22 protein-coding genes and 1 pseudogene are annotated in these 24298 nt (G+C 39.5%); all 23 read right to left on the reverse strand.

Translation table 11 applies throughout. From position 1 onward, the window contains the following. Positions 1 to 3: 3 nt before the first annotated feature. The 23 genes and pseudogenes from AB2N10_RS08910 to ccmA all read right to left on the reverse strand — a co-directional run bounded on the left by AB2N10_RS08910 (position 4) and on the right by ccmA (position 24275). The gene (locus tag AB2N10_RS08910) at positions 4 to 1383 is read right to left on the reverse strand and encodes a tetratricopeptide repeat protein (RefSeq protein ID WP_369433720.1); all 1380 of its coding nucleotides are present in this window, start codon (positions 1381 to 1383) and stop codon (positions 4 to 6) included. A 24-nt stretch (positions 1384 to 1407) separates the two neighbouring features. Further along, entirely contained in the window at positions 1408 to 3396 is a 1989-nt protein-coding gene (locus AB2N10_RS08915) for a 6-hydroxymethylpterin diphosphokinase MptE-like protein (RefSeq protein ID WP_369433721.1), read from the reverse strand. Between the two features lie 214 nt (positions 3397 to 3610). Continuing rightward, on the reverse strand, positions 3611 to 5671 hold the full coding sequence (fliD, locus tag AB2N10_RS08920) for a flagellar filament capping protein FliD (RefSeq protein ID WP_369433722.1): 2061 nt from the start codon (positions 5669 to 5671) through the stop codon (positions 3611 to 3613). Between the two features lie 123 nt (positions 5672 to 5794). Further along, a complete protein-coding gene (locus AB2N10_RS08925; RefSeq protein WP_354624014.1) occupies positions 5795 to 6184 on the reverse strand; it encodes a flagellar protein FlaG in 390 nt (129 codons plus the stop codon). Between the two features lie 99 nt (positions 6185 to 6283). Then, on the reverse strand, positions 6284 to 7984 hold the full coding sequence (locus tag AB2N10_RS08930) for a flagellin (RefSeq protein WP_354624012.1): 1701 nt from the start codon (positions 7982 to 7984) through the stop codon (positions 6284 to 6286). A gap of 347 nt (positions 7985 to 8331) precedes the next feature. Continuing rightward, positions 8332 to 10008 carry a flagellin gene (locus AB2N10_RS08935; protein ID WP_354624011.1) on the reverse strand — a complete coding sequence of 559 codons (1677 nt, stop codon included), beginning with the start codon at positions 10006 to 10008 and terminating at the stop codon, positions 8332 to 8334. Between the two features lie 182 nt (positions 10009 to 10190). Continuing rightward, complete coding sequence (locus AB2N10_RS08940) at positions 10191 to 10877, reverse strand: MaoC family dehydratase (RefSeq protein ID WP_369433723.1); 687 nt, start codon at positions 10875 to 10877, stop codon at positions 10191 to 10193. After that, complete coding sequence (gene pyrF / locus AB2N10_RS08945) at positions 10877 to 11590, reverse strand: orotidine-5'-phosphate decarboxylase (protein WP_354624008.1); 714 nt, start codon at positions 11588 to 11590, stop codon at positions 10877 to 10879. The genes AB2N10_RS08940 and pyrF overlap by 1 nt, the downstream gene beginning before the upstream one ends. 141 nt (positions 11591 to 11731) lie before the next feature. After that, positions 11732 to 12904, reverse strand: coding sequence for a lipopolysaccharide assembly protein LapB (gene lapB, locus AB2N10_RS08950; RefSeq protein ID WP_354624007.1), 1173 nt, complete (start codon positions 12902 to 12904; stop codon positions 11732 to 11734). 6 nt (positions 12905 to 12910) lie between these two features. Further along, positions 12911 to 13204 carry a lipopolysaccharide assembly protein LapA domain-containing protein gene (locus AB2N10_RS08955; protein WP_354624006.1) on the reverse strand — a complete coding sequence of 98 codons (294 nt, stop codon included), beginning with the start codon at positions 13202 to 13204 and terminating at the stop codon, positions 12911 to 12913. Between the two features lie 245 nt (positions 13205 to 13449). Continuing rightward, positions 13450 to 13728 carry an integration host factor subunit beta gene (locus AB2N10_RS08960; protein ID WP_369433724.1) on the reverse strand — a complete coding sequence of 93 codons (279 nt, stop codon included), beginning with the start codon at positions 13726 to 13728 and terminating at the stop codon, positions 13450 to 13452. Between the two features lie 125 nt (positions 13729 to 13853). Then, the gene (gene rpsA / locus AB2N10_RS08965; RefSeq protein WP_369433725.1) at positions 13854 to 15524 is read right to left on the reverse strand and encodes a 30S ribosomal protein S1; all 1671 of its coding nucleotides are present in this window, start codon (positions 15522 to 15524) and stop codon (positions 13854 to 13856) included. Between the two features lie 114 nt (positions 15525 to 15638). Continuing rightward, a pseudogene (gene cmk, locus AB2N10_RS08970) lies at positions 15639 to 16315 on the reverse strand ((d)CMP kinase). Positions 16316 to 16338: 23 nt separating this feature from the next. Beyond that, positions 16339 to 17121 carry a VacJ family lipoprotein gene (locus AB2N10_RS08975; protein ID WP_354624002.1) on the reverse strand — a complete coding sequence of 261 codons (783 nt, stop codon included), beginning with the start codon at positions 17119 to 17121 and terminating at the stop codon, positions 16339 to 16341. Positions 17122 to 17208: 87 nt separating this feature from the next. After that, positions 17209 to 18501: a c-type cytochrome biogenesis protein CcmI gene (gene ccmI / locus AB2N10_RS08980; RefSeq protein WP_354624001.1), complete on the reverse strand. Its 1293-nt coding sequence runs from the start codon at positions 18499 to 18501 to the stop codon at positions 17209 to 17211. Beyond that, positions 18498 to 19004 carry a cytochrome c-type biogenesis protein gene (locus tag AB2N10_RS08985; protein ID WP_354624000.1) on the reverse strand — a complete coding sequence of 169 codons (507 nt, stop codon included), beginning with the start codon at positions 19002 to 19004 and terminating at the stop codon, positions 18498 to 18500. The genes ccmI and AB2N10_RS08985 overlap by 4 nt, the downstream gene beginning before the upstream one ends. Positions 19005 to 19007: 3 nt before the next feature. Further along, positions 19008 to 19544 (reverse strand): DsbE family thiol:disulfide interchange protein, encoded by a 537-nt coding sequence (locus AB2N10_RS08990; protein WP_369433726.1) that lies wholly within the window; start codon positions 19542 to 19544, stop codon positions 19008 to 19010. Between the two features lies 1 nt (position 19545). Then, a complete protein-coding gene (locus AB2N10_RS08995; RefSeq protein WP_354623999.1) occupies positions 19546 to 21507 on the reverse strand; it encodes a heme lyase CcmF/NrfE family subunit in 1962 nt (653 codons plus the stop codon). Between the two features lie 11 nt (positions 21508 to 21518). Beyond that, a complete protein-coding gene (ccmE, locus tag AB2N10_RS09000; RefSeq protein WP_354623998.1) occupies positions 21519 to 21986 on the reverse strand; it encodes a cytochrome c maturation protein CcmE in 468 nt (155 codons plus the stop codon). Continuing rightward, positions 21983 to 22189 carry a heme exporter protein CcmD gene (gene ccmD, locus AB2N10_RS09005; protein ID WP_354623997.1) on the reverse strand — a complete coding sequence of 69 codons (207 nt, stop codon included), beginning with the start codon at positions 22187 to 22189 and terminating at the stop codon, positions 21983 to 21985. Before ccmD ends, ccmE begins: the two co-directional genes overlap by 4 nt. 2 nt (positions 22190 to 22191) lie before the next feature. Beyond that, on the reverse strand, positions 22192 to 22956 hold the full coding sequence (locus AB2N10_RS09010; RefSeq protein ID WP_354623996.1) for a heme ABC transporter permease: 765 nt from the start codon (positions 22954 to 22956) through the stop codon (positions 22192 to 22194). A 22-nt stretch (positions 22957 to 22978) separates the two neighbouring features. After that, positions 22979 to 23647 carry a heme exporter protein CcmB gene (gene ccmB, locus AB2N10_RS09015; RefSeq protein ID WP_354623994.1) on the reverse strand — a complete coding sequence of 223 codons (669 nt, stop codon included), beginning with the start codon at positions 23645 to 23647 and terminating at the stop codon, positions 22979 to 22981. Then, positions 23640 to 24275 (reverse strand): cytochrome c biogenesis heme-transporting ATPase CcmA, encoded by a 636-nt coding sequence (gene ccmA / locus AB2N10_RS09020; protein ID WP_354623993.1) that lies wholly within the window; start codon positions 24273 to 24275, stop codon positions 23640 to 23642. The genes ccmB and ccmA overlap by 8 nt, the downstream gene beginning before the upstream one ends. Positions 24276 to 24298 lie beyond the last annotated feature (23 nt).

The raw sequence follows: 24298 nt of genomic DNA on the forward strand, positions 1-24298 counted from the left end.
CACTTACTTCAAGAGTTTAATCGCATCACAAAATTGCTGAACCACTCCCCCCCAATCTTTATCATTATTTTGATAAAAAAGGCGGCAATTTTTAGTCCAATGAGAATCGAGGTAGCTATCAGGATGATTTAACTGATTTATGGTTGGCAAAAACATCCACGATTTAATGCCTAACCTTGACGCTAGCATTAACGCGGCGTTACTAGCTGAAATGACCAGATCTAAATTAGCAATTAACGCACCGTAACGCTCAAAGTCCCCAGCTGCTGAACAGTCTTCAAAATGGGTAATCGTGATACCATGTTTCGCTTTGATATTTTCTATCTCTTGGTGGTATTCACCAAATTGTAAATTAACCCATTCGATATCTTCGTGCTTAAGTAATGGCAATAACTCTTCAAGGTACATTGAAAATTTGTTACCGTCATTCATGCGGCCGTGAAACCATGATATACCAATACGTAATCTTTTTTTGGAAAGGCGAATCGAAATTGACTCCCTTAAACTATTATCGATGCTTAAATGACGCTGTTTAGAAAATGATTGTTCCGATAATCGATAAAGGTAAGATAATGATCCCGCTAAAATTTGTAAATCTAATTCCCCATTAACCGCCTGCTCTCGATTGACATCGGCGTAGGAGAGAATATTTGCCGTTGGAAAATTGTGTTGATATAAGGCTTTTAAACGGTTATCACAAACTATATAGGTTTTATTAGCATCAGCAATCGCCTCTGCAAAACAGCCCGTATAGGCGAGATTATCACCAATTCCCTGCTCTGGATAAATCAGTATGTTTTTACCTACGAGCGACTCACCATTCCATGCAGGCGCAAACCAATGCACTTGTTCTTTAATTTCGGCACGTTGTAAGCGACTATGGAAGCAGACCCAAGCATCTTGATACTCTTTTAAATGTAAAAGAATCGGATATAAATTAAATTTTGCTTGGTCGTTATTGGGCTCTAATTCGATTAACTTTAAATAGACTGCCCGTGCATTTTCATACTGGCCCAGATTTGAATAAGCCAAGGCAATATCTAGCAATACTTTGCTATCGCCAGTTTGATTGAAAAGAGCCTCTAGAATAGTTAATGCTTTTTCGTGCTGCTCTTGGTGAATATAATTACAACCAAGTAAATGCAGCAAGGGCTGTTTTTCCGCTTCTACAGTAATTAATTTGAGCACTTTTTTAAGGGTTAACTCTACCTCATCAAGGCGATTTAATTTAATAAAATTGGTTGCCAGTAACTTATAGGCGGCAATGTTTTTCGGTTCTTTTTTAATAATATTTTTGCATAAAGAGATGGACTTTATATAGTTGTTTTTTTTAGCTTCCGCACTGGCCTGTTTTAATTTAAGCAACAATTTTTGACTCTGCATGACTCTGTTCCTTGATAAACGCAACTAGGCTCTTGCTGGTTGATTGTAGTGTGCTTTAAGATCAGCTAATAGCCAAATAAAATGGTCGCTCATCTCTTTAACACAAAATTGAATAAACCGATTACGTGCTTTTTCATCGTGATAATTATTAAGGTTGCTCATAATGCTGGTTTGCAAATAGTTTAAAGAGCCGCAAAAAAAACGGTGAAATAATTTTCTCTGCTTGCCCGCATCAACACTGTTCATGAATAGATACTGTGCCGAAAAAGCCTGCGTTAAATCCTCTTTATTGTTAACCCCATTGAACATGTCTAGTAATGTCTCGATATACCCATCAAAGTAAGCCATAACATCACTAAATTCTGCAAATAAATCATGCTTTATCGTGTAATCATTATCAAAACAACTAGCAAGATGCTGACTAATGAGTTGCACTTTATTCTCTATTACGGGAAATGCAGGTAAAGCATCAACGCGACAGGGTGTCGTCAACAATATTCGAGCGCCATCACTGCAATTAACACATTCAACATCTCTGTTCTGTTCAAGTAACATCTCTAACACGCCACGAGAGTTATCAAAGGTTCTGATGGTTAATACCTCGTCAACAAAATTCCCAGGAACTTTAAAATCATAGTGCATCTTAAAATGGTCAATATCTTTATAATAAATACTGTCCTTAGCGTGATGTTCATCTTGCGATTTAAATCCATAATCGAGACCAAACAGAAATAATTTTTTAAAGCCCATTGCAATCGCCCCTGCACTAGAGGCATTGGTGACGGTTGGGTTACAATAAAAGAGTTCTTCATATCTATCGGAAATATGATCATGAATAAAACTGGTGCCGGCATCTCCGGTTTTTAACATCACATAGGGCTGCTTAAAGAGCGAGAGAATACCGGGATAAACCGTATTTAAACAAATCAGCGGTATCTCCTTTAGCACCTCTTCATGCCCCACTTTTTTTACCCATTGGTAAATCGACATCGGTCTCTCTTGTTCAACGTGCATATCAGGCTTTATGCCGTAGTTAAGCAACGGCTTTAACGACGTCCCCGAGGAAATAATAATCGCGTTGTTTTGGTTCTCTTTAATAAAGGGTAAGCACTCATCGAGCGAGGGGCCGTTACCAATAATAAACACGGGCTGCTCTTTGACTTGAAATTTGGCATGTTGTAATAACGTCGCCGCTTTATTAGCAGAAATATTGGTTAATGTATGGGAGATACCAATGATTTCATCTTCACAAAACCCCCAACCTGATTGATAACGATAGGCAACTTCTTTAATTTTTTTAAAGGCATCGGTGGTTTTATCACTCAAATAATGACGGTACTGATACATTTGCGCTATATTGAAAAACCCTTGTCGCTTAAAACTTTTATAAATTTCATTAACAAATTCATTCTCATTGCCGCCAATTTTAAAACTAATTTCCCCCCCACGGCGCTGACAATCAGTTAATAATTTTTCAATATCAATCGTATGCAACATAGCATAAAAGCAATCTGGCTCAGGTTCGTACACATAAGCGGAACGAATCGCAAACTTTTCAAACAACCCTTCAATATGATAACCAAGCCCACTACCGATAATCGCGATAAAATTAACACTGTCGCCTGCTTTTAATTGAAATTGAGAATAAACGCCTAATTCATCGCGACGTTTTTGAAATAGTCTGTGAATAACACGTTCATGCTCATATTTACTCTGATGATCTTTGTTTTGGTAAACTTCATAATCAAACTGTACTGGATTACGAATAAAGAGGTCAATCTGTGCTTGGCTAGCTAGCTTAGGATCTTCTTGATAAACATACTCACCATTGCTGATTAAATTTACATGACCATGACTATCTAATCCTAACTGCACCTTGGTCGGCGTATAATTCTGATAATATTGATAAATAGTCGGCATCTGAGTCTTTAATACCGCCATATTTTTTAAAAATGTAGCACGCAATAGTTGTGTTTGAATTTTTACCATTAATGGATCTAACTGAGATGACATTGCCGTACCTAATTAAAATAACTGAATAAAAAGATTATATAGACTAGAAGAGTGAAAAATAAGAAAAACCCAATAAAATGTGCGTTGTATCGGTATATTTATTGCTGCACAAGCAAAAAAGAGTAATCGATGAATCTCGAGGAGCAATAAAAAGCGGATGTAAAAATCGTGATTTTTGACATCCGCTTAAAGAGTCTAACATAAAAATATGCGTCTATTTTTCGCGGGTGTATCCTGGTAAGGCATCGAGCGTTGCTTTTAAATAGCTCATGGTATTATTAAGGCTAGAAACTGCCATATCCATAGCATTAAAATCCTTATAGAGGCGCGCTTCTAACTTATCCATGCGGTAATTAACGGCGGTTTGTTGCTCGTCAATCGTATTTATTTTCTTATATAAAGAGTCAATCTTACCATCAATGATAGTATTACTTTTTTCTATATCTCCCGTCGATGAGCTAATATTCGCATCGATAATACCGGCTAGCACATCATTCATCAGCTTGGTGACCCCCTCTGCGTAGGTAACCGTGCCACGACTGCCTAATGCACCACCTTCAATGAGTAATTTAATACCATTTGATTTACCATCCTGTGACAATAGATATTGACCATCACCAAATGCAGCAACACCATCAATTAATCCTTCGGCATCTACACCATTAATACCACCTTGCACATCTAACCCGACGGAAGTCAAAAAATTAGTATCCACCTGAGTAAAGGCAACCGTGGAGGATGATCCATATTTATTTGATGTAATAGCTAATTTTCCAGCATCATTGGCAATATTGACACTAATGCCATTACTTACAAAGTTGCTATCGGAATTAATTTGCGACTGCATTTCAATCGCCAGCTCTTCTATCGTTGCATAACTTTTCTGGCTGAGGTTTATATTGCCAGACAAGTAACCATCGACACGCATGGTAAAACTATCGTTATCCGCATCGATAGTTAGCGGAAAATTGAGGCCAATATCCGTACCGGTAAGTATCCCCTGTGTCGCCAACTGCGTCACTTCGACCGAATAAGTACCCGGTTTAGTTAAACTGCTATTGCTTTCGAATGAGACCATGGGATCAGATGCCGAGCCCGACGCAGTAAAAAACTCAGCAACACTATCCATATCATTTTTTAATATATTAGAAAACTTTAATGAATCGAGGGAAAGCGTGCCATCTCTATTGGTCAATATGCCCAAATCTGCAAAGCTTTTTACACTACCTTGAATGTGGTCAACGGAGGTATTAAGCACTGAGCGCATTTGGCTTTGAATATTACGAATCGTTGAATCACCATTCAAAATACCATCGGAATCCCCTACCCCACCTGCCTTGGTTAACTCATTCATTTTTAGAATAGTACTGTTATAGTTATCAACGAAGGCTTGAATTTGTTCTTCCACTTTACTGGTGTCTTTATTAATTTTTAAAGTCACCGTTTTACCAATCTCGGTTTCACCATTTAAGTTTAATGTGACACCTTCAATGACATTACTGATTTCGTTACTAGCACGTGAAATGGTAATACCATTCATGATGATTTTGGCATCTTGCGCGGCGGCGGTTTGTTCCGCATTCTTGGTGGTTTCTGAATAGGTAAAGCGCGATAGACCTGTGCCATCTTGATTATTACCATCATCATCTTGCACGGTTAACTCGATACCGTTAGCTTCGCCTGTCTCCTTATTTGTTAATACAAGGCGGTAATTTGTACCATCATTAACTATCGAAGCACTTACACTATAATCACCTTCATTAATGGCATCTCGCATCGACGTTAAAGAGTTATTACTGCTATCGATGGTTAAGGTCTCAATCGGTTTGTTCGGATCGACGGAAAAACTACCATCAACGTCACTATAGGTACCAAAACGAAAGGAGATTACCCCCGTGCCGACGGGATCGTTCACAGAGTCAAAGGCATCTGCAGCCGAGGAAATTAAGGTGTGCGCCTGTGCGCGCTGTTTTACTTCAAACTCCCATTGCCCGGTTTCCGCACCTAAGCCCAAGGTTGCATCAAGTATCCCCTTATCACTACTCGTTGCCGCAGCAGCTGAAAAGGTAGAGCCATAACCAAGTTGTTTATAGGATGATTTAAAACCAGATAACTCGCTATTAAGCATGCCATAGGCGGATATTTTTGCCGTTGCTTCGGCGGATGATTTCATCATTTTAGCAATAAGAGGATCTTTTTCAGCCCCCACAATTGCCGTCACAATGCTGTTAATATCCAGTCCTGAGCCAAGCCCAGTGGAAGTGATGGAAGACATAATTATTCCCTACTCGCTTATAAAAATCGGTTACCAAAGGAATTAAAAGCAAAAATCAGACCAATTAAAACCACATCAGTCCGCTATCTAATAACCAGCCATTATGGCATAGATAACAACTAACTACACTTTAGTATCAAATAGAATCCCTGCAACATCGTCCATTTTTTTACGTAGTACCACTAGCTCTTCAGATGGAATTTGACGAATTAATTCATCGGTTTCCATATCTTTAACCGAAATAATCGACTCGCCAAGATCTTCGTCGACCTGAAAAGAGAGATTTCGCTGCATACTTTGTACAAAGGCATTAATCTCTGCAATCGCGCTTTCTGCTTCTTTACTTGACAAATTTTCGGTTACTTTTTCACTTTCTTGCAGTGGACTAACGAGGCCCTCTTGCTCTTCATTAATGCCAACTTCAATCGCATTATTACGTGCTTTTGCCGTTATATTGTCTCCCTCTAAGGGAACCAATCTACTTGCTGATGCGGTCACTGTTAACTCAGACATATATCCTCCTCAATTCTCAACTAGCTAATGGTAAAAAAGCCCCCTACAAAATAGGGAGCTATTTATAACCAACTTATTAATCTAAGCTACCCAAGGTGATTACCCAAGCATTGATAGTACACTTTGAGCCGATGCATTTGCCTGTGAAAGCATTGATGTACCCGCTTGTTGTAATATCTGTGCTTTACTCATTTTAGAGGTTTCTGCAGCAAAGTCAGCATCTTGAATACGCGAGTTAGAAGCCGCTAAGTTTTGCGATACATTTTCTAAGTTAGAAACTGTAGAGCCTAGACGGTTTTGAATCGCACCCAAACTTGCACGAGAATCACTGATTTTACCTAGCGCTTCATCGATCTTGTCGATAGTGCTCACAGCGCCCGCCATGGTTGATACATTGGTACCTAAACTATCGATAACCTTACCGCCCATTTCACCAGTCATCCCCAATTTAGCAAGAGCAGCTGCTTGATTAGTCTGACCATCCGCTTTTGAGGTGATTTCAACCGCACTGCCATCTGCAGAGGCAAAATTTAACTTACCACCAGTAAAGTTTGCAGTCACACCTGTTTGCTCAGTGAGTTTATTAATCTCGGTAGCGATTGCAGCACCAGTAGCTGCTGTTGATGCAACTAAATCTACACCATTAATTTGAATACCATCTGTTGCCGTAATGAGACCATTGTAAGTACCTGCAGAGCTAGTTGAGATTGCACCAGCACCATTTGATACGTTAAATCCAGCTAATATAGTTTTAGCACCTTTAGTCGGAGCATTGTGGTCACTCACACTAATTGCAGAACCATCTTCACTAGTTAAAGCAATATAACCTTGATTTGTTGTTGCAGTTAAGCCCGTGTTAGTTGCTGTACCAGCAATAGTAATATCGGCACCAGTATCATTGGTTAGTAGTAATCCGCCCTTATCATCCAATGATGCAGTAACACCAGCTACATCACGGTTAATTGTATCAACTAAGTTAGACATTGATGACGTTGCACCGAGTGTAACTGTTTTGGCATCACCCACTGTGATTTGTAGTGTACCATCGGTAATACCCGTTAATGCTTTACCACCTTCAGTTGAAGCACCTTGCACGACGTTATAGGCATTTGCTCTGACACCTGTTTCTGCTGTTTTATCGTTAATTGCATTCGCATTTGCTAATGCAGTATTGCTAGTGATAGGCGTTGCCGCTCCAATTGACACACCATTGATATCAATAGCAGATGCAGTTAGATCACCTGTTACACGACCACCGTTTAGATCACCTTTATTAAGGTCACCGTTTAGACCTAAGTCATTAGTGGTTACTGATGCGATAGAGAAGCTTAATGTTTGTCCTGAGTTTGCACCAATTTGCAGTGTTGTCTCACCTGCTGTGCCGTTAAGTAGTTTCGTACCGTTGAATTCTGTTGTTTCAGCAATACGGTCTAATTCAGAGTGTAGTTGATCAACTTCTTCTTGAATCGCTTTTCTGTTTGATGCTGAGTTAGTATCATTGGCAGATTGCACAGAAAGTTCACGCATACGTTGTAGGATGTTAGTCATCTCATCCATTGAACCCTCAGCGGTTTGTGCCATTGACACACCATCGTTAGCGTTACGTACCGCTTGGTTGATACCTTTAATTTGTGATTGCATACCAGTCGAAATCGCAAGACCCGCTGCATCATCTTTGGCGCTGTTAATACGTAAGCCAGAAGATAAACGTTCCATGGCTTGGTTACTGGTTGCCTGTGATTTGTTTAACTGACGTTGTGCGTTCAGTGACATTACATTTGTGTTTACTACTGCGACCATGATGTGCTCCTTGGTTTATATATTTCTGACTTAAGATTTAGAGGGCTTAAATATCAGTTCAATTGGTTATGTTTAATTTATCGACCGCTTAAAAAATAACTTTAATGTTTTTTGCAAATTTTTCGTTATTTATTTTGTAACGGTTCATTTTCAAAACAGTCGATGTTCAGACTTAATTACTTTATCGACAGGGAGAAAAATAACTTTAGAAGAAAAGAGATGTTTTTTTGTGCATGTTGATTAAACACGACAGAGGATAGAGTTTGGGCTGTAGTTATCAGGCGCTAAGTCAGATGCCAGAGCAAGGAAATCACCCCACCAGCATGTTAGCAACTATCTATGTAGGGTTAGCCAAGCATTGATAGTACACTTTGAGCCGATGCATTCGCTTGGGAAAGCATTGATGTCCCCGCTTGTTGTAATATTTGTGCTTTACTCATTTTCGAGGTTTCTGCCGCAAAGTCAGCATCTTGAATTCGCGAGTTCGCAGCGGCTAAATTTTGAGATACATTTTCTAAGTTAGCAACTGTAGAGCCTAAGCGATTTTGAATCGCCCCCAAACTTGCCCGAGAATCACTAATTTTACCTAAAGCTTTATCGATCAAGTCAATGCTTTTACTGGCGTGAGCAGCTGTTTTTATGTTAACACCTAAAGCATCAATTGATTTTCCCCCCATCTCTGTGGGCATTCCCAACTTTCTTAGCGCTAATCCGCGATCTGTTTGAGTCGTCGCATTCGAGGTGATCTCAACTCCAATACCATACTCAGCCGCATAGACCATCTTCGGAAATCCAACTGCAGATAAGGTTACGCCAGTTAGCTCACTGTAAGAGTTAATATATGCTTCCAATTGAGTTGGAGATGCGATAGCTGCAGGCGCAATATCTACACCGTTAATTTGTAATTTATCGTTCGCCATAATATCGAATGATGCCGTCGTCATCCATTTTCCGACAATGGAGTCAATACCATTGGATTCTAAAAAACCCGCATTCAGAGTTTGCGCCCCACTCACGGCAATACTGTTATCGTCTAGACTGTGTAGGGCTAGATAACCTGAATATGTTCTATCAATCAATCCCGTTGCCACACTTTGACCGCCACCAATAGTAATATCAGCCCCCGTATCGTTGGTTAGCAAGAGCTCGCCCTTATCACCTAATGCAGCACTTATCCCAGCCACATCACGATTGATAGTTTCTACTAAGTTCTCCATAGAGGAAGTAGCCCCTAATGTCACAACCGCAGCAGTACCAACACGAATTTGAAGAGCGGTAGTAATCCCCGTTACAGGTAGATTTGCATCATCCCCTTGTATAACATTATAGGCACTAGCTAGCACCGCTGTGTCTGCGACTTTGCTGTTAATTGCCTTAGCGATGTCAATGGCTGAAGCTGAATCAGATTTAGGAATATTAGTACCATTAATTTTCAAGTCGCCGTCAACGCCAGTAGTCGCAAGCTGAACTCGACCACCATTTAAATCACCCTTATTTAAATTACCATTTAAACCTAAACTATTTGTACTGACCGAGGCGATAGAGAAGCTTAATGTTTGCCCTATATTTGCACCAATTTGCAGTGTAGTTTCACCCGCGCTACCGTTCAGTAGTTTCGTACCATTGAATTCCGTTGTTTCAGCAATACGATCTAATTCAGAGTGCAGTTGGTCAACCTCTTCTTGAATCGCTTTTCTGTTTGAGGCTGAGTTAGTATCATTGGCAGATTGTACAGAAAGTTCACGCATACGTTGTAGGATGTTGGTCATTTCATCCATTGCCCCTTCAGCAGTTTGTGCCATCGACACTCCATCGTTAGCGTTACGCACCGCTTGGTTAATACCTTTAACTTGTGATTGTATACCAGTCGAAATAGCAAGACCTGCAGCATCATCTTTGGCACTGTTAATACGTAAACCAGAAGATAAACGTTCCATGGCTTGGTTACTGGTTGCTTGTGATTTGCTTAGCTGGCGTTGTGCATTCAGTGACATTACATTTGTATTTACTGTAGCCACTACCATTTATCCCTAATTTATATTATTGATTTAACATTCACAAAATTTAAACATAAATTCAATGACTTATATTTTATTTATCGACCATTAAGAAAATAACTTTAGAGTAAATGGAGATTTTTTAGTACTTTATAGGGGGGATGAAAAAGAGATACAGCGTGCGGGCAATGACCCGCATTTAATGAATACTAAAAATAAACCCGCACCACAGAAACCGCAACACAGCCTGGGCGGCGAGTATTTTTGATTTCTACGGAGATCTCTTTTTCAATTTCTAAGCCGCTTTTAATCGGGGTGACTTTAATTAATCGACTATGGGCTCGAACAACACTTCCTGCTTTAACTGGGTAAGGAAAACGCACTTGATTAAGGCCATAATTAACCGTCATTTTGGCATTAGCATAGAGCGGTTTGTCTGGGTTAACACTATCGGTTAAACGTGGCAATAACGATAATGTCAAAAATCCATGAGCAATAGTCGTTTTAAAAGGAGACTCATTTTGCGCACGTTCAATGTCATTATGCAGCCACTGGTGATCTTCAGTGACATCAGAGAATTGATCAATGCGCTGCTGTGAAATTGTTAGCCAATCTCCCACATGTACCTCTTCTCCAAGCTTGCTTTTTAGTAATAAAAAAAGCTCCCTTGCTTCGGGAGAAAGTTGCACCGGCTTTTGTTCGACACTAACGGAACGGCCATCTTTTAAAATTGAGTACTCTTTCACCCAAGAAAGTAGCTGGGTACGATTATTGTGCGCTTTTTTGATAAATAATGAATAATAGTCACGAATGGCTGGAGACATCCACTCTTTGAAATCAAAGGCAAATTTCTCCATAAATTCCATTTTATATCTATTCATATCAAACTTTTTCATTACTTATCCTGATGCAAGGTTGCATTTATCTCAGCTAATACTTGCACTGGATCAGTCGATTGTGTAATTGGACGGCCGATAACCAAGTAATCAGATCCTGCATTTATCGCCTCTTTAGGCGTCATAATACGACGCTGATCGCCTGCATCAGTTCCCTCTGGACGAATGCCCGGTGTGATCAATTTAAACTCCGCACCTAATAACTCTTTTAGCTCATGCGCTTCGTGAGAAGAACAAACCACCCCATCAAGGCCAGATTGTTTGGTTAACATAGCAAGACGCTTCACTTGCTCGGCTGGTGTTAAGGTAATACCTAATTCAGTTAAGTCTGATTGATCCATACTCGTTAAAACAGTCACTGCGATTAATAATGGCGCTTTGTCACCGTAAGGTTCAAGGATCGCTTTTGCCGCTTCCATCATACGTCGTCCACCACTGGCATGAACGTTAACCATCCAAACTCCAAGATCTGCCGAGGCTTTCACTGCTTTAGCAACGGTATTAGGAATATCATGAAATTTTAGATCCAGAAAAACGTCGAAGTTTTTTTGTACAATTTCTTTCACAAAATCAGGGCCAAAATGGGTAAACATCTCCTTACCTATTTTAAGACGACAACTTTTTGGATCAAGTTGGTTAATGAAATTTAATGCGGCTTGCCTATCATCATAATCTAATGCGATAACAACTTTTGGATCGGTAATGTGACTCATTATTGTTCCTATTCTTAATGCCCTAAAGGCCAACCTATCTTATCTATTACGATAATCTTTGCAGTAAAATCTTAAAACGAAAGCGCGCAGTTTAGCCCCTTAAATTCGCACTTTCAACTCGGAATTTTCGCTAAAAGCCCCCTACTCACCATCTAACCCTCGAATAGGCTTGATACGCCCCCAACTTCTACAAGAGGGGCAAAGCCAAAATAATTTTTTGCTTGAATAGCCACATTTCTGGCAGCGATATTTTGGGCGTAATTTAATTTGTTCAGAAACTAATTGTTGTAATGAATTCAAGCTCTCTTTTTCACTAGACGATTGAGCCTGTTGTAAGTGATAGGTGATGAAGTGGTTAAAGCCTTTCATCGTAGGATTACGCCGTAATTCCTGCAACATAAACGCCTGTGCTTTGACGATACCTTGATGTTTTTCTATTAGTTTAGCTAAGATAATAACGGCGCTAGCGCCACCACCAAGGCTCACAATACGATATAAATAAGCAATTAATCTTTGTTCACTACCAAGTTGCTCATGCAATGCTAATAATTTATCTAAAATGACTTCCGTAAAATCGATATCAAGTTCAGGTATCAACTCCAAAATAGCAAGTGCCTTTTCTGGCATTCCCTTTTGCGTATAATAATCACTTAAAGCAATATTGGCACGTACACAACTAGGCCATACAGCTAATGCTTTTTGGTAAATTTTGATCTTCTGCTTTTCATCAACAGGTTGATTAAGTTGTTCCGCTAGGCTGCAATAGAGATAAGATAACGTTCTACGTTTAGTTTTCCCTTTGGACTGCTTGTGCAGGCTCTCAGTAACAGCAACGGCTTCCTTCCAATCTTTTAGCTGCTGGTAAATCTGTAGTAAGTTTTCTAGGGCTATTTGGTGATAATCAGGGGATTCTTTAAGTTTACTAAATATATCTTCACTACGGTCTAATAGCCCTGATTGGTAAAAATCTTTACCCAATTGTAGTAATGCTAAATCTCTTTGTTCACGCGTTAAACTGGGGCGTGCTATTAAATTTTGATGAATACGAATAGCGCGATCAACCTCACCGCGTTGCCGAAATAAGTTACCTAAGGCAAGATGTGTTTCAATAGTTTCACTGTCAACTTCAAGCAGTGCAATAAAATGGTCAACCGCTTTATCGGGTTGCTCATTCAAAAGAAAGTTGAGACCTTGGACATAATCTCGGCTAAGTTTATTACCTTTCTTCTGATTTTTTTGGTGCACACTGCGCACCCCCATATACCAGCCATAAAAGGCAGCAACAGGAAGTAAAAGAAAGAAAATTTCTTGCACTGAAATTTAATCCTTATTGGTGACTGGCTGAGAAAGTAATTTATCTAACTCTTTACGTTGCTTATTATTAGCGCGACGTAAAAGCCTATTTTTCACTTTCAGTTGCAAATAAAGCCAGCCCATGGAAATGGCTGCAATAGCAAAACCAACTGTAAAGGTAATGGCTAATAGCGTGGATAAATGCATGTCACTTTGTGCCACAATGTAATTCACATTAACCATATCTTGGTTTTTTAAGCCAAGCACAACCGCGATAATAAAAAACAGTACTGCGACAAGCAAAGTCAAAAATCGTTTCATAATTATACCTATAAAAATGAGATTGCTATCAGTGTATTATAAATGCCATTGGGAATATACCCGTTACCATTGAAAATACAAAAATCAATCGGGTGTGTCATGATTATAAGTGATGGGGGGGCGGTAATAAAATCCTATAATTATCGACTCATTAATGGTTGTTAAAATGAGAGGTAACTCCATTAATAATTTCAAGGCAAAAAAAATGGTGCTATAAAGCACCATTGTCGTTACTTGCAAAAGCATCAAACATTAACGCGCTCTCGAAGCGCTTTGCCTGGCTTGAAGTGAGGAACGAACTTACCACCTAATTCAACTTTATCACCCGTTTTCGGATTTCGGCCAATACGTGGAGCTCTAAAGTGTAATGAAAAGCTACCAAAACCTCTGACTTCAATTCGCTCAGCACTCGCCAATGAATTGGTCATTAATGATAATATCTCTTTTACACTCTCTTCAACTTCTTTAACAGACAACTGAAAATGTTTGCTGGTTAGTCTTTCTATTAAATCTGACTTAGTCATAACTCACCTCAATTTCATAAATGAAAACAGTAAAGCGACACCAGTTAATACAAATAATGACGCCAGAAAACTGACGTCAAATTAATACTAAATCCAATAACTATTCATTAAAGGAATGAGTAAAATTATTTGCCTTTAGCAGCATTAAACGCGTCAAGCATTGCATTACCCATGCTTGCTTCGTCTTGTTGCTTCAATGTATCAATTGCTTCTTTCTCATCAGCTTCATCTTTCGCTTTGATAGAAAGGCTAATTACGCGGTTTTTACGATCAACACCAACGAATTTAGCTTCAACTGATTCACCAGCTTTTAGCTCTGTAGATGCATCTTCGATACGATCACGTGAAATATCAGCAACACGGATATAACCTTCAACACCATCAGCAAGAGCAACAGTAGCTCCTTTAGCATCAACTTCAGAAATAGTACCTGTAACAATAGACCCTTTCTTGAATTCTGCTAAATAATTATTGAACGGGTCAATAGCTATTTGTTTGATTCCTAAAGAGATACGCTCACGCTCAGGATCAACTTGTAGAACTACAGCTTCGATTTCGTCGCCTTTTTTGTAGTCTAATACAGCTTTTTCGCCTTCAACTTCCCAGCTGATGTCTGAAAGGTGTACTAAACCATCGATGTTGCCATCTAGACCAATGAAGATACCGAAATCTGTAATAGATTTGATTTTACCTGATACTTTTTGGCCTTTATCATGAGTTGAAGAGAACTCTTCCCATGGATTTGGTTTACACTGTTTAAGACCTAAAGAGATACGACGACGATCTTCATCAATATCCAATACCATAACTTCAGCTGTATCACCAAGATTTACAACTTTAGATGGGTGGATATTTTTGTTAGTCCAATCCATTTCAGATACGTGAACAAGACCTTCAACGCCTTCTTCGATCTCAACGAAACAACCGTAATCAGTTAAGTTAGTCACTTTACCAGTTAAACGAGTTGATTCAGGGTAACGCTTAGCAATTGCTACCCATGGATCTTCACCAAGTTGTTTAAGACCAAGTGATACACGAGTACGATCACGATCATATTTAAGTACTTTAACGTTGATTTCATCACCAACATTAACAATTTCACTTGGGTGTTTAACACGTTTCCAAGCCATATCTGTGATATGAAGTAGACCGTCAACACCACCTAAATCTACGAACGCGCCGTAGTCAGTTAGGTTTTTAACGATACCTTTAACATCTTGACCTTCTTGAAGGTTCTCAAGTAACTCATCACGTTCAGCACTGTTTTCTGTTTCAATAACAGCACGACGAGATACAACAACGTTGTTACGTTTTTGGTCAAGTTTAATCACTTTGAATTCAATATCTTTGTTTTCAAGGTGAGCAGTGTCACGTACTGGACGTACGTCAACTAATGAACCAGGTAGGAAAGCACGGATACCGTTTAATTCAACAGTAAAACCACCTTTAACTTTACCGTTGATAACACCGATAACAGTTTCTTGGTCTTCGTAAGCTTTCTCTAGTTGGATCCAAGCTTCATGACGTTTCGCTTTTTCACGAGAAAGTTTAGTTTCACCGAAACCATCTTCAACCGCGTCTAACGCTACATCTACAACATCGCCAATAGCAACTTCTAGTTCGCCAGCAGCATTCTTGAACTCTTCAGCTGGAATTGCAGCTTCAGATTTAAGACCCGCATCAACGAATACTAGGTTATTACGAATACCAACAATTGTACCTTTAACAATCGTACCAGGGCGAGTTTCTACTTGTTGAAGAGATTCTTCAAACAGTTCAGCAAAAGATTCCATCATCTATTTATTCACACTTATTTATTATACAACCACTTACAATCCATTAGTAAGGGAGGCTGAGGAAGATAACCACTTTATCCATAAGGTGGTGTTTTAAAAGCAGAAAATTATTTTCTACAAATTTAATTTATGCGCGACAAGATTAAGAATTTGCTCGACCACTTCATCGATAGTCAAACAAGTTGAATCGATAACAAATGCATCTTCTGCGGGCCGTAAAGGCGCTACAGTGCGATTTCGATCACGAAAATCTCGCTCTTTTATCTCGCTTAAAATTTGCGCAATGCTAACACTAAAGCCTTTCTCTTGCAACTGATTAAAACGACGTTGTGCTCGCTCTTCTGCACTTGCATCTAAGAATACTTTCACTGTGGCATCAGGAAAAACGACCGTCCCCATATCGCGTCCATCGGCTATTAAGCCGGGCTTTTGATAAAATGCTTTTTGGCGAGCCAATAATGCATCTCTAACGACTTCAATTGATGCAATTTGCGATGCAGCATCGGCAACAATTTCAGTACGTAATTGATCACCGATATTGTTACCAGATAGCAGTGTATCCACACCAACACCATTCGATTGGAAAGAAACTTGTAAATCTAGCGCTAATTTAACCAGCGTCTGGTGATCCTTAAATCTATTTTTTGCTGCAATGCCGCAAAAGCTAAAACCCGATATAATGCGCCACTATCAAGTAGGTTCCACTGTAGTTTTTTAGCAAGAATATGACAAACCGTGCCTTTTCCTGAACCGCTTGGCCCATCAATGGTAATGATATTTGTTGTTGCCACCAGTTAATTCCTCATAATTATGTTTAATCAATTTCATCCATATAGCTATCTAAATTGGGATCAGGTTGTCCTGTTCTCTCTGGCGAGTCTGTTTTCATAATAAATTCGATTTTGGCATTAGCATCACCAGAATAAAACTTAAATGCTTCATATTGAATATAAGCTTCTTTAACAAAAAGGTAAGGATCTAACGATTGCTCTAATAGCGTCTCTTGCCCTAACAATTGCTCACGCTTATCTAGACCATCGAGGGCTAACAAAGCGACCCGATCCCAAAAACTGATATAACTCATCGGAAAATACAACCCATCGACAAAGTTACCCACTAATTTCCTCGGGCTGCTAGGTCCCAATACGGGCAACATTAAATAGGGTCCATTGGGAACAGACCAACGTCCCAATACATTGGAAAAACTTTCACGACGTCGAGGCACGCCAAACTCATCGGCGACATCAAAAAAACCCAAGACACCCAGTGTCGTATTAACAACAAAACGGAATAATGCTTTACCACCGTGCTCAAACTCTAACTGCAATAAATTATTAATGACTGTCGAAGGTTCTGAAAAGTTGGCAACAAAGTTGTTGATTGATTTTCTGCCCGTTGTAGGGACCCAATCAACGTAGGTTTCGGTGGTTGGTTTGTAGATATAAGGATCGAGTATTTTATAGTTAAAATCCCAAAAAACACGGTTAATCGGTTCAATGGGATCGCTCATTTTATACTCAGGATCCGTTGCTGGGTTTATCGTTTGCGCTGCAACTGGTTGGATAAAACAGACACACAAGATAAAAAATAGTCTCATAAATTCATTCAGTTATTATAAAGATAGATAAACCGATTATAGATATAAAACGGTCATACACCAAATAATTATAATAAATCAGCCATATTATAAAGCTTCATCAATAACAATTTTAACCTCGTTTTGACTATCCCGTTCCACCACTTCACTTTGTCCCTGCCACTTGCCAGAAGTCGCATTTTCATCCGTGGTTATACGCGCCTTAATAATAAACTCCGGGTAATCACTTAATTTCATGCCAGCAGTCATTGCATTCGCATCGGATAATTCAACCTTAATTGGAAACAGGTTAAGTGGCAATTTTACTGCTGCAATAGGCATTTTTGGACCAGCAGGTAATTGCGCAAAAACAAATAAAGAGCCACCTTCAGGAAGATTAACCGATTCACTAATATTAATAGTTACCTGATACGCTTGACCAATCGCAACCACCTTGTTAGTGGTTAACGCATGTTCCGATGGTGCTATGATTTGCATTTGCTCACTGCGTGCCTGTTGAACCTGCAACTGAGTATTGGCATAGGCAATGCTGTCATGTAATATTTTTTCCTGTTCAGAACCAGCATCCACCAAGGTCAACATTTTTTCCCAACGCACTTTAGCTTCATTGAAGTCCTGTTTTTCAAGGGCAATAAAAGCATACATTGACCAAGCTTCAATCAGGTCGGGATAAGTCGCTAATATATTTTTTAACATCAACTCAGCTTGCTGCTGTGAATATTCATCACCTTGCATTTTAAGCTCTATAAAAGTTAGTTTTGCATCTAACGATTGGGGATTTAACAGATACGCTTTTTGCGCTGCATCCAAAGCAGAGTCTGCATCTTTAAAAAACATCGCTAAGCGTGTATATAATAACCAACCATCGGCATCATTGGCTTGTACGCTAAGGTGTGTACGTAAACCGAGCATGATATCTTTTAAATCTTGTTCACTCGGGCGGCTGTTTTTATCATTAAAAAGTTTATTCTTTAATGCGGGATAACGCTGTAGTACATTATCCCAATGGCTTAACTGCTGGTATCCACCAACCGAAGAATAGAGACTAATACTACCTGCTAATAATATGAATAGACCAGGTAACCAGATAAATTTACTTTTTTTAGCACTCTTTTTCTGATCTGCATCGATAACATCATCGAGTAAATTGTATTGCAATTCTTCAATTATTTTATCTTTATCAACTATAATTCCCTGTGATTCATCGTTTTCTAACTCCGCTAACCTTGTCTCATATAGGTCACGATTAAGTTGGTTACGCGCGGCTGTATTACTATTTTTAGATTGATTCGCGCTTTTCCTAATGAAAGGAAGCATAAACAGCGTACAGGCGATAATTAGCAATAAGATAATGCCTAGAAAAAATTGTATGATCATCATTGATTTCCCTGTTTTACGTTTTTTTCTGACTGTTTATTTTTACCAAGTAGGGTTTGTAACCGTTTAGCATCGTTATTATTTAAAGGGTCGTCAGTTTTATTCTGGCTGTTAATTTGTCGATATAGAATATAAAAGCCCAGCACAATAAAAATAAGCGGCCCTAACCATAAAAAGATAGTTGCCGGGGTCATTGGCGGATCATAACGAACAAAGTTACCAAAACGAGCCACCATATAATCAATAACCTGTTCTTCACTCTTACCCTGTTTCACTAGCTCATAGGTTTTATTACGTAAATCCTTCGCAAGCTCCGCGTTAGAGTCTGAAATATTCTGATTCTGACATTTTGGGCAACGTAATTGTTTACTTAAATCCAAAAAAAGCTGTTCTTGTTGTGGATTATCAAACTCAAAACTATCGATTGCATTTGCACTACTAACGGCCGTTATACAGCACAGTAACATGAGTAGTTGGCGCACAGGGGAGAAAAGTAATTGATTCATAGATTATTCCATTTTGGCAAAAATAGCGGAGAGTTCATTTTCCCAGATTTGAGCATTCAAATCACCAACATGACGGTATTGAATAATGCCTTTGCTATCAATAAAAAAGGTCTCTGGCGCACCATAAACACCAAGATCTAAACCAAGCATGCCATTTTCATCAAACAGACTAACTTTATAAGGGTCATGTAAATCTGTGAGCCACTTAATCGCTTTGGGGCGTTGATCTTTATAATTCATACCAACAATATAAACCCCCTGCCCAGCCAATTGGTTTAAAAATTGATGTTCGGCATAACAAGTAGGACACCAAGTTGCCCATACATTAAGTAACAATTTTTGCTCTGTAAAAATTGATCGATCGTACTGTTTTTCCGGGCTATAAATATCCTGCAGGGTAAACTCAGGGACGGGTTGCCCAATTAATGCTGAATCTAATTTACGCGGGTCAGAATATAAGCCCTTAAAAAGAAAATAACAGACAATAACAAAAATAATTAAAGGGATCGACAAAGCCAATAGGGTACGATTTTTAGCCATATTATGCAGCTTCCTGTAGAGCATTTATTGTTTTTTTAACGCGGTAACGACGGTCAATGATCATCAATACACCCGCCAATGCCATTAGTAGTGGCCCAAACCAAATCCAACGAATAAACGGTTTGTAATAAATACGCACCGCCCATGCACCATCGGGTAAGGCTTCACCCATTGCAATATACAAATCACGAGTAATACCGGCATCAATCGCAGCTTCCGTCATTGGCATTCTTTGTACAGTATAAAAGCGTTTTTCAGCGCGCAGTGTGGCAATCACATTGGCCTCTTTATATACGGTAAACACACCAACTGTGCCCTTATAATTACTACCTTGTAACGCTTCGAGCGCATCAAAATGAAAATGATAGTGTTCAAAAGCAATATTCTCACCAACGGCTAATTTAACATCTCGTTCAATGGAGTAATTTTGCGTCATCGTGATACCGATAATTAACACCGCAAAACCTGCATGGCCTAAGCTCATCGCCCAATGGCTATTACCTAATTTCATAAACCCTTTTACAAGAGAAAAACGATGCGTTGAGCGCAAATAAAGCTCACTGAACGTGGTCGATAATATCCAAAAACCAAGAAAAACACCTAACACGGCCAACCAAGTAAAATGCGAGGCGAATTGGAATAAAAATATTAAGGTGAAAACGACACTAGCAACTAATGAGATAGCTAATGGTGCGAATAGTTCAGCCATATTTTGACGTTTCCAACGCATCAACGGGCCAACTCCCAAAAACAAGGAAAATGGCACCACAAGTACGGTAAAGATACGATTAAAAAAGGGTTCGCCAATGGAGATGCTACCCAAACCTATCTCCTTATGAACAAGAGGTAATAGCGTTCCCAAAAGTACGACTATCAAGGCGGCAATTAAAAAAATATTATTAATAAGTAACCAACTCTCACGCGAGCAGAGTGAGAATTTACCTCGACTTTTTACCTTAGATGCTTGAATGATATAGAGTAATAGTGAGCCACCAATAACGAGAATAAGGAATGCCAAAATAAACAACCCTCTCGCGGGATCACTGGCAAAAGCGTGTACTGAAACTAAAACACCAGAGCGCACTAAAAAGGTACCCAACAAACTTAATGAGAAAGCACTGATAGCGAGTAAAACAGTCCAGGACTTAAAGACACCACGTTTTTCACTGACGGCTAAGGAATGAATTAATGCAGTGCCTGCAATCCAAGGCATAAATGAAGCATTTTCAACGGGATCCCAAAACCACCATCCTCCCCAACCAAGCTCTGCATAGGCCCACCAACTTCCAAGCGCAATGCCTACGGTAAGAAATACCCACGCAGTCATTGTCCAGGGGCGCGACCACTTTGCCCAAGCACTATCAAGACGCCCCTCTAATAGAGCCGCAATGGCAAAGGCAAAGGCCACGGAAAAGCCAACGTAGCCCATATACAGCATAGGGGGATGAATAATCAAACCAACATCTTGTAAGAGAGGATTAAGGTCTCGACCATCTACTGGAAAATAAGGCAAGGTACGTAAAAACGGGTTGGAAGTTAAGATAACGAAAAGATAGAATCCTAATGAAATCAATCCTAATATAGCTAAGACGCGCGCAATTGACTCGACGGGAAGTGCTTTGCTCAATACCGCAACGGCCATACTCCACAGTGCAAGTAAAAAGACCCAAAGCAATAGTGACCCTTCATGGGCTCCCCAAACTGCTGACAAGCGAAAATACCAAGGCAGTGATGAGTTGGAATTATTCGCGATATAGGCAACACTAAAGTCATTATCAAGGAATAAATAACTTAAAATGATGAAGGCCAAAAAAACAAATATAAACTGTAAAATCGTCAATATTTTAGCAGATGCAATAGCACTTGGCTGGTTAGCATACAACCCATAAAGGGGATAAACAGTTTGCAATAACGCTAACATACAGGCTATAGCTAATGAAAATTGACCAATTTCAGCAAGCATTGAACAGTCCTTTAATTATTATTTACTTTTAAATGTTCCATGCCCTTAAGCGCATCGGCAACATCAGGCGGCATATATTCTTCATCATGTTTTGCAAGCACTTCAAAGGCATAAATTTCTGTCGCAGCGGTTAACTCACCTTGCGCCACAATCCCCTGCCCCTCGCGAAAAAGATCCGGTAAAATACCATCAAAGAAAATGGTGACCGTCCCGCCCCCATTATCAAGTAGATCAAAACTCACTTTTAAACTATCAGGATCTCGCCTTACACTGCCCGGTACAACCATTCCCCCAACACGTAATGTCTGCCCAACAACAGGTTTAACACCGGTTTCCTTTTTACCTTGTATCACCTCTGTCGGTGTATAAAAAAGATCGATATTTTGCTGCAAAGCAAATAACACTAATCCTAATGCTATCGATAATCCCAATATTAATGAGGTAGTAATTAAGAGTCGTTTTTTGCGCCTAGGATTCATAATGAGCCTTCTACATTTTGTGCATCTTTAATACGTTGTTGCCGTAACAAACGCTGTTTAACGGTTACTAATATTTTCTTTTTTTTCGCTCTGGTATTAATGATCAAAACAAGCAACGCCAAAAAGGAGATGCCATAGGCCAACCATACATAAAAAGCGTATCCGCCCATCGCAAAAAAATCACTGATTGAAGAAAATGCCATTGTTAACACCCCTCTTTTGAAACATTCACAGACGGTTTGGTTAATAATGCAATCACCCAAGGCCGGTGACTCTCTCGCGATAATATCTCATTACGAAAACGCATTAAACTCAGTGAACCTAGAAAGGCAGCAAAAGCAATAATCATGATAAGCAAAGGCCAAAGCATTTCAGGGGCCATTGATGGCTTCTCAAATTTACTAATTGTTGCCCCTTGATGCAACGTATTCCACCACACAACTGAGTAATGGATGATGGGCAAGTTAATCACGCCGACAAGCGTTAAAATGGCAGCCGCACGCCCCGCTAAGGCTTTATCTGAGAATGCATTGTAAAGCGCGATAATACCAAGATAGACAAATAACAAAATTAGCTCAGAGGTTAACCTTGCATCCCATACCCACCAAGTTCCCCACATCGGTTTCCCCCATGCAGCTCCGGTGAATAAAGCAATGAAAGTAAAAACAGCACCAACGGGAGCAGTTGCAGCAACACTCATTTCCGCTAAACGAATTTGCCAAACAAGTGCGACAAATGCAGCAATAGCCATTGTTGAGTATGCCGCCATCGCCATCATAGCAGCAGGGACATGAATATAGATAATACGAAAACTATCCCCTTGTTGATAATCTGGCGGTGCGAATAATAACCCCCATACCATACCAATAATAAATGTAACAACAGTTACGACAACAAACCAAGGTAATAACGTACCTGCTAATTGATAGCTTTTTTCAGGTTTTGCGTAGGGGTGTAACCATTTCCACATAATCTATCTCTACTATAAAAAATTAACTAAGACTAACGCGCAATGAGGCCGCAATAGCAAAAGGAGCCAATGTAATTGAAGCCACTAACATAGCAGCTAAAAGTGCTAAGAATCCTAAATAAGATTGTCCATAAGCTGCCGCATCAACCGCCATCGTTGAAAAAATTAAAATTGGGATACTTAAGGGTAACATGATGAGACTTAATAATACCCCCCCTTTACGTAACCCTACCGTTAATGCAACACCAATCGCGCCGAGTAAACTCAAGATAGGGGTCGCAATTAAAAGGGTTAAAAATAACGCGTAATAAGTGCGCATATCCAGCGCTAAAAAAATCGCTAACAAGGGTGAAACCAACAGAATTGGGACACCTGTTAACAACCAGTGCGCAAATACCTTGGCACTAACCAACCAAGGTAAAGGGTAACCAGTCAGCATTAACTGCTCTAGACTCCCATCAATGAAGTCATCTTTAAAAAGCCGCTCAAAGGAGAGTAATGCTGACAATAACGCAGCAACCCAAATAATGCCGGGAGCAATACGTTTAAGTAAAGTGGGCTCACTACCAATCGCTAATGGAAAGAGGGTCACCACAATAACAAAAAACCAAATCGGATTTAAAATATCACTTTGACGACGAAATGCGCCCTTCAATTCTTTACTAACAATTTGCACAAAAGCACTAAACATAAATGTCACTCAGTGATTTTTCTAAGGTCACTTTTCTCAGTAATTTTTTATCAATCGATAAATCTTGATGGGTAGTCAATAACAACATTCCCCCTTTTTTGGCATGCTCAATAAAAAGTTCCTCCAATACAGCAATGCCAGATTTATCAATTGCAGTAAAAGGTTCATCAAGAATCCATAACGGACAATCATTAATCCATAAACGCGCTAAAGCAACTCGACGCTGTTGCCCGGCTGAAAGCTGTGATGTTGGTATATCTTCATAGCCCGCTAGGCCAACCTTAGCTAATACGCTGCAAAGATTAAAACTTCCCTTAGCCGGATGCATGTTTTGAAAAAACTGTAAATTTTCCAATGCTGTCAGTTCGGGTTTTACGCCCGATTTATGGCCAAGGAACAATAATTGTCGATGAAAAACATCACGATCTGAGGCGATACTCTCATTTTGCCAAGAAATATCACCACAATAGGGCTGAGCCAATCCAACTAACAAACGAAATAGAGAGGTCTTTCCAACCCCATTAGGGCCTTCTATTTGGACAATATCACCCGGTTTGACTATCAAATTAAAATTTTGAAACAAAACTCTATTTTCACGCACGCAGGTTAAATTGTTACAATGAAGCATACCAGCTACCTAATATTAAAAAT

The sequence above is a fragment of the Psychromonas sp. MME1 genome (assembly GCF_041080865.1).
GTDB lineage: Bacteria > Pseudomonadota > Gammaproteobacteria > Enterobacterales > Psychromonadaceae > Psychromonas.

Coding starts and splice junctions, on each gene's coding strand:
- AB2N10_RS08910 (WP_369433720.1), bottom strand. CDS start 1,383: ATGCAGAGTCAAAAATTGTTGCTTAAATTAAAACAGGCCAGTGCGGAA.
- AB2N10_RS08915 (WP_369433721.1), bottom strand. CDS start 3,396: ATGTCATCTCAGTTAGATCCATTAATGGTAAAAATTCAAACACAACTA.
- fliD (WP_369433722.1), bottom strand. CDS start 5,671: ATGTCTTCCATCACTTCCACTGGGCTTGGCTCAGGACTGGATATTAAC.
- AB2N10_RS08925 (WP_354624014.1), bottom strand. CDS start 6,184: ATGTCTGAGTTAACAGTGACCGCATCAGCAAGTAGATTGGTTCCCTTA.
- AB2N10_RS08930 (WP_354624012.1), bottom strand. CDS start 7,984: ATGGTCGCAGTAGTAAACACAAATGTAATGTCACTGAACGCACAACGT.
- AB2N10_RS08935 (WP_354624011.1), bottom strand. CDS start 10,008: ATGGTAGTGGCTACAGTAAATACAAATGTAATGTCACTGAATGCACAA.
- AB2N10_RS08940 (WP_369433723.1), bottom strand. CDS start 10,877: ATGAAAAAGTTTGATATGAATAGATATAAAATGGAATTTATGGAGAAA.
- pyrF (WP_354624008.1), bottom strand. CDS start 11,590: ATGAGTCACATTACCGATCCAAAAGTTGTTATCGCATTAGATTATGAT.
- AB2N10_RS08955 (WP_354624006.1), bottom strand. CDS start 13,204: ATGAAACGATTTTTGACTTTGCTTGTCGCAGTACTGTTTTTTATTATC.
- AB2N10_RS08960 (WP_369433724.1), bottom strand. CDS start 13,728: ATGACTAAGTCAGATTTAATAGAAAGACTAACCAGCAAACATTTTCAG.
- rpsA (WP_369433725.1), bottom strand. CDS start 15,524: ATGATGGAATCTTTTGCTGAACTGTTTGAAGAATCTCTTCAACAAGTA.
- AB2N10_RS08975 (WP_354624002.1), bottom strand. CDS start 17,121: ATGAGACTATTTTTTATCTTGTGTGTCTGTTTTATCCAACCAGTTGCA.
- ccmI (WP_354624001.1), bottom strand. CDS start 18,501: ATGATGATCATACAATTTTTTCTAGGCATTATCTTATTGCTAATTATC.
- AB2N10_RS08985 (WP_354624000.1), bottom strand. CDS start 19,004: ATGAATCAATTACTTTTCTCCCCTGTGCGCCAACTACTCATGTTACTG.
- AB2N10_RS08990 (WP_369433726.1), bottom strand. CDS start 19,544: ATGGCTAAAAATCGTACCCTATTGGCTTTGTCGATCCCTTTAATTATT.
- AB2N10_RS08995 (WP_354623999.1), bottom strand. CDS start 21,507: ATGCTTGCTGAAATTGGTCAATTTTCATTAGCTATAGCCTGTATGTTA.
- ccmE (WP_354623998.1), bottom strand. CDS start 21,986: ATGAATCCTAGGCGCAAAAAACGACTCTTAATTACTACCTCATTAATA.
- ccmD (WP_354623997.1), bottom strand. CDS start 22,189: ATGGCATTTTCTTCAATCAGTGATTTTTTTGCGATGGGCGGATACGCT.
- AB2N10_RS09010 (WP_354623996.1), bottom strand. CDS start 22,956: ATGTGGAAATGGTTACACCCCTACGCAAAACCTGAAAAAAGCTATCAA.
- ccmB (WP_354623994.1), bottom strand. CDS start 23,647: ATGTTTAGTGCTTTTGTGCAAATTGTTAGTAAAGAATTGAAGGGCGCA.
- ccmA (WP_354623993.1), bottom strand. CDS start 24,275: ATGCTTCATTGTAACAATTTAACCTGCGTGCGTGAAAATAGAGTTTTG.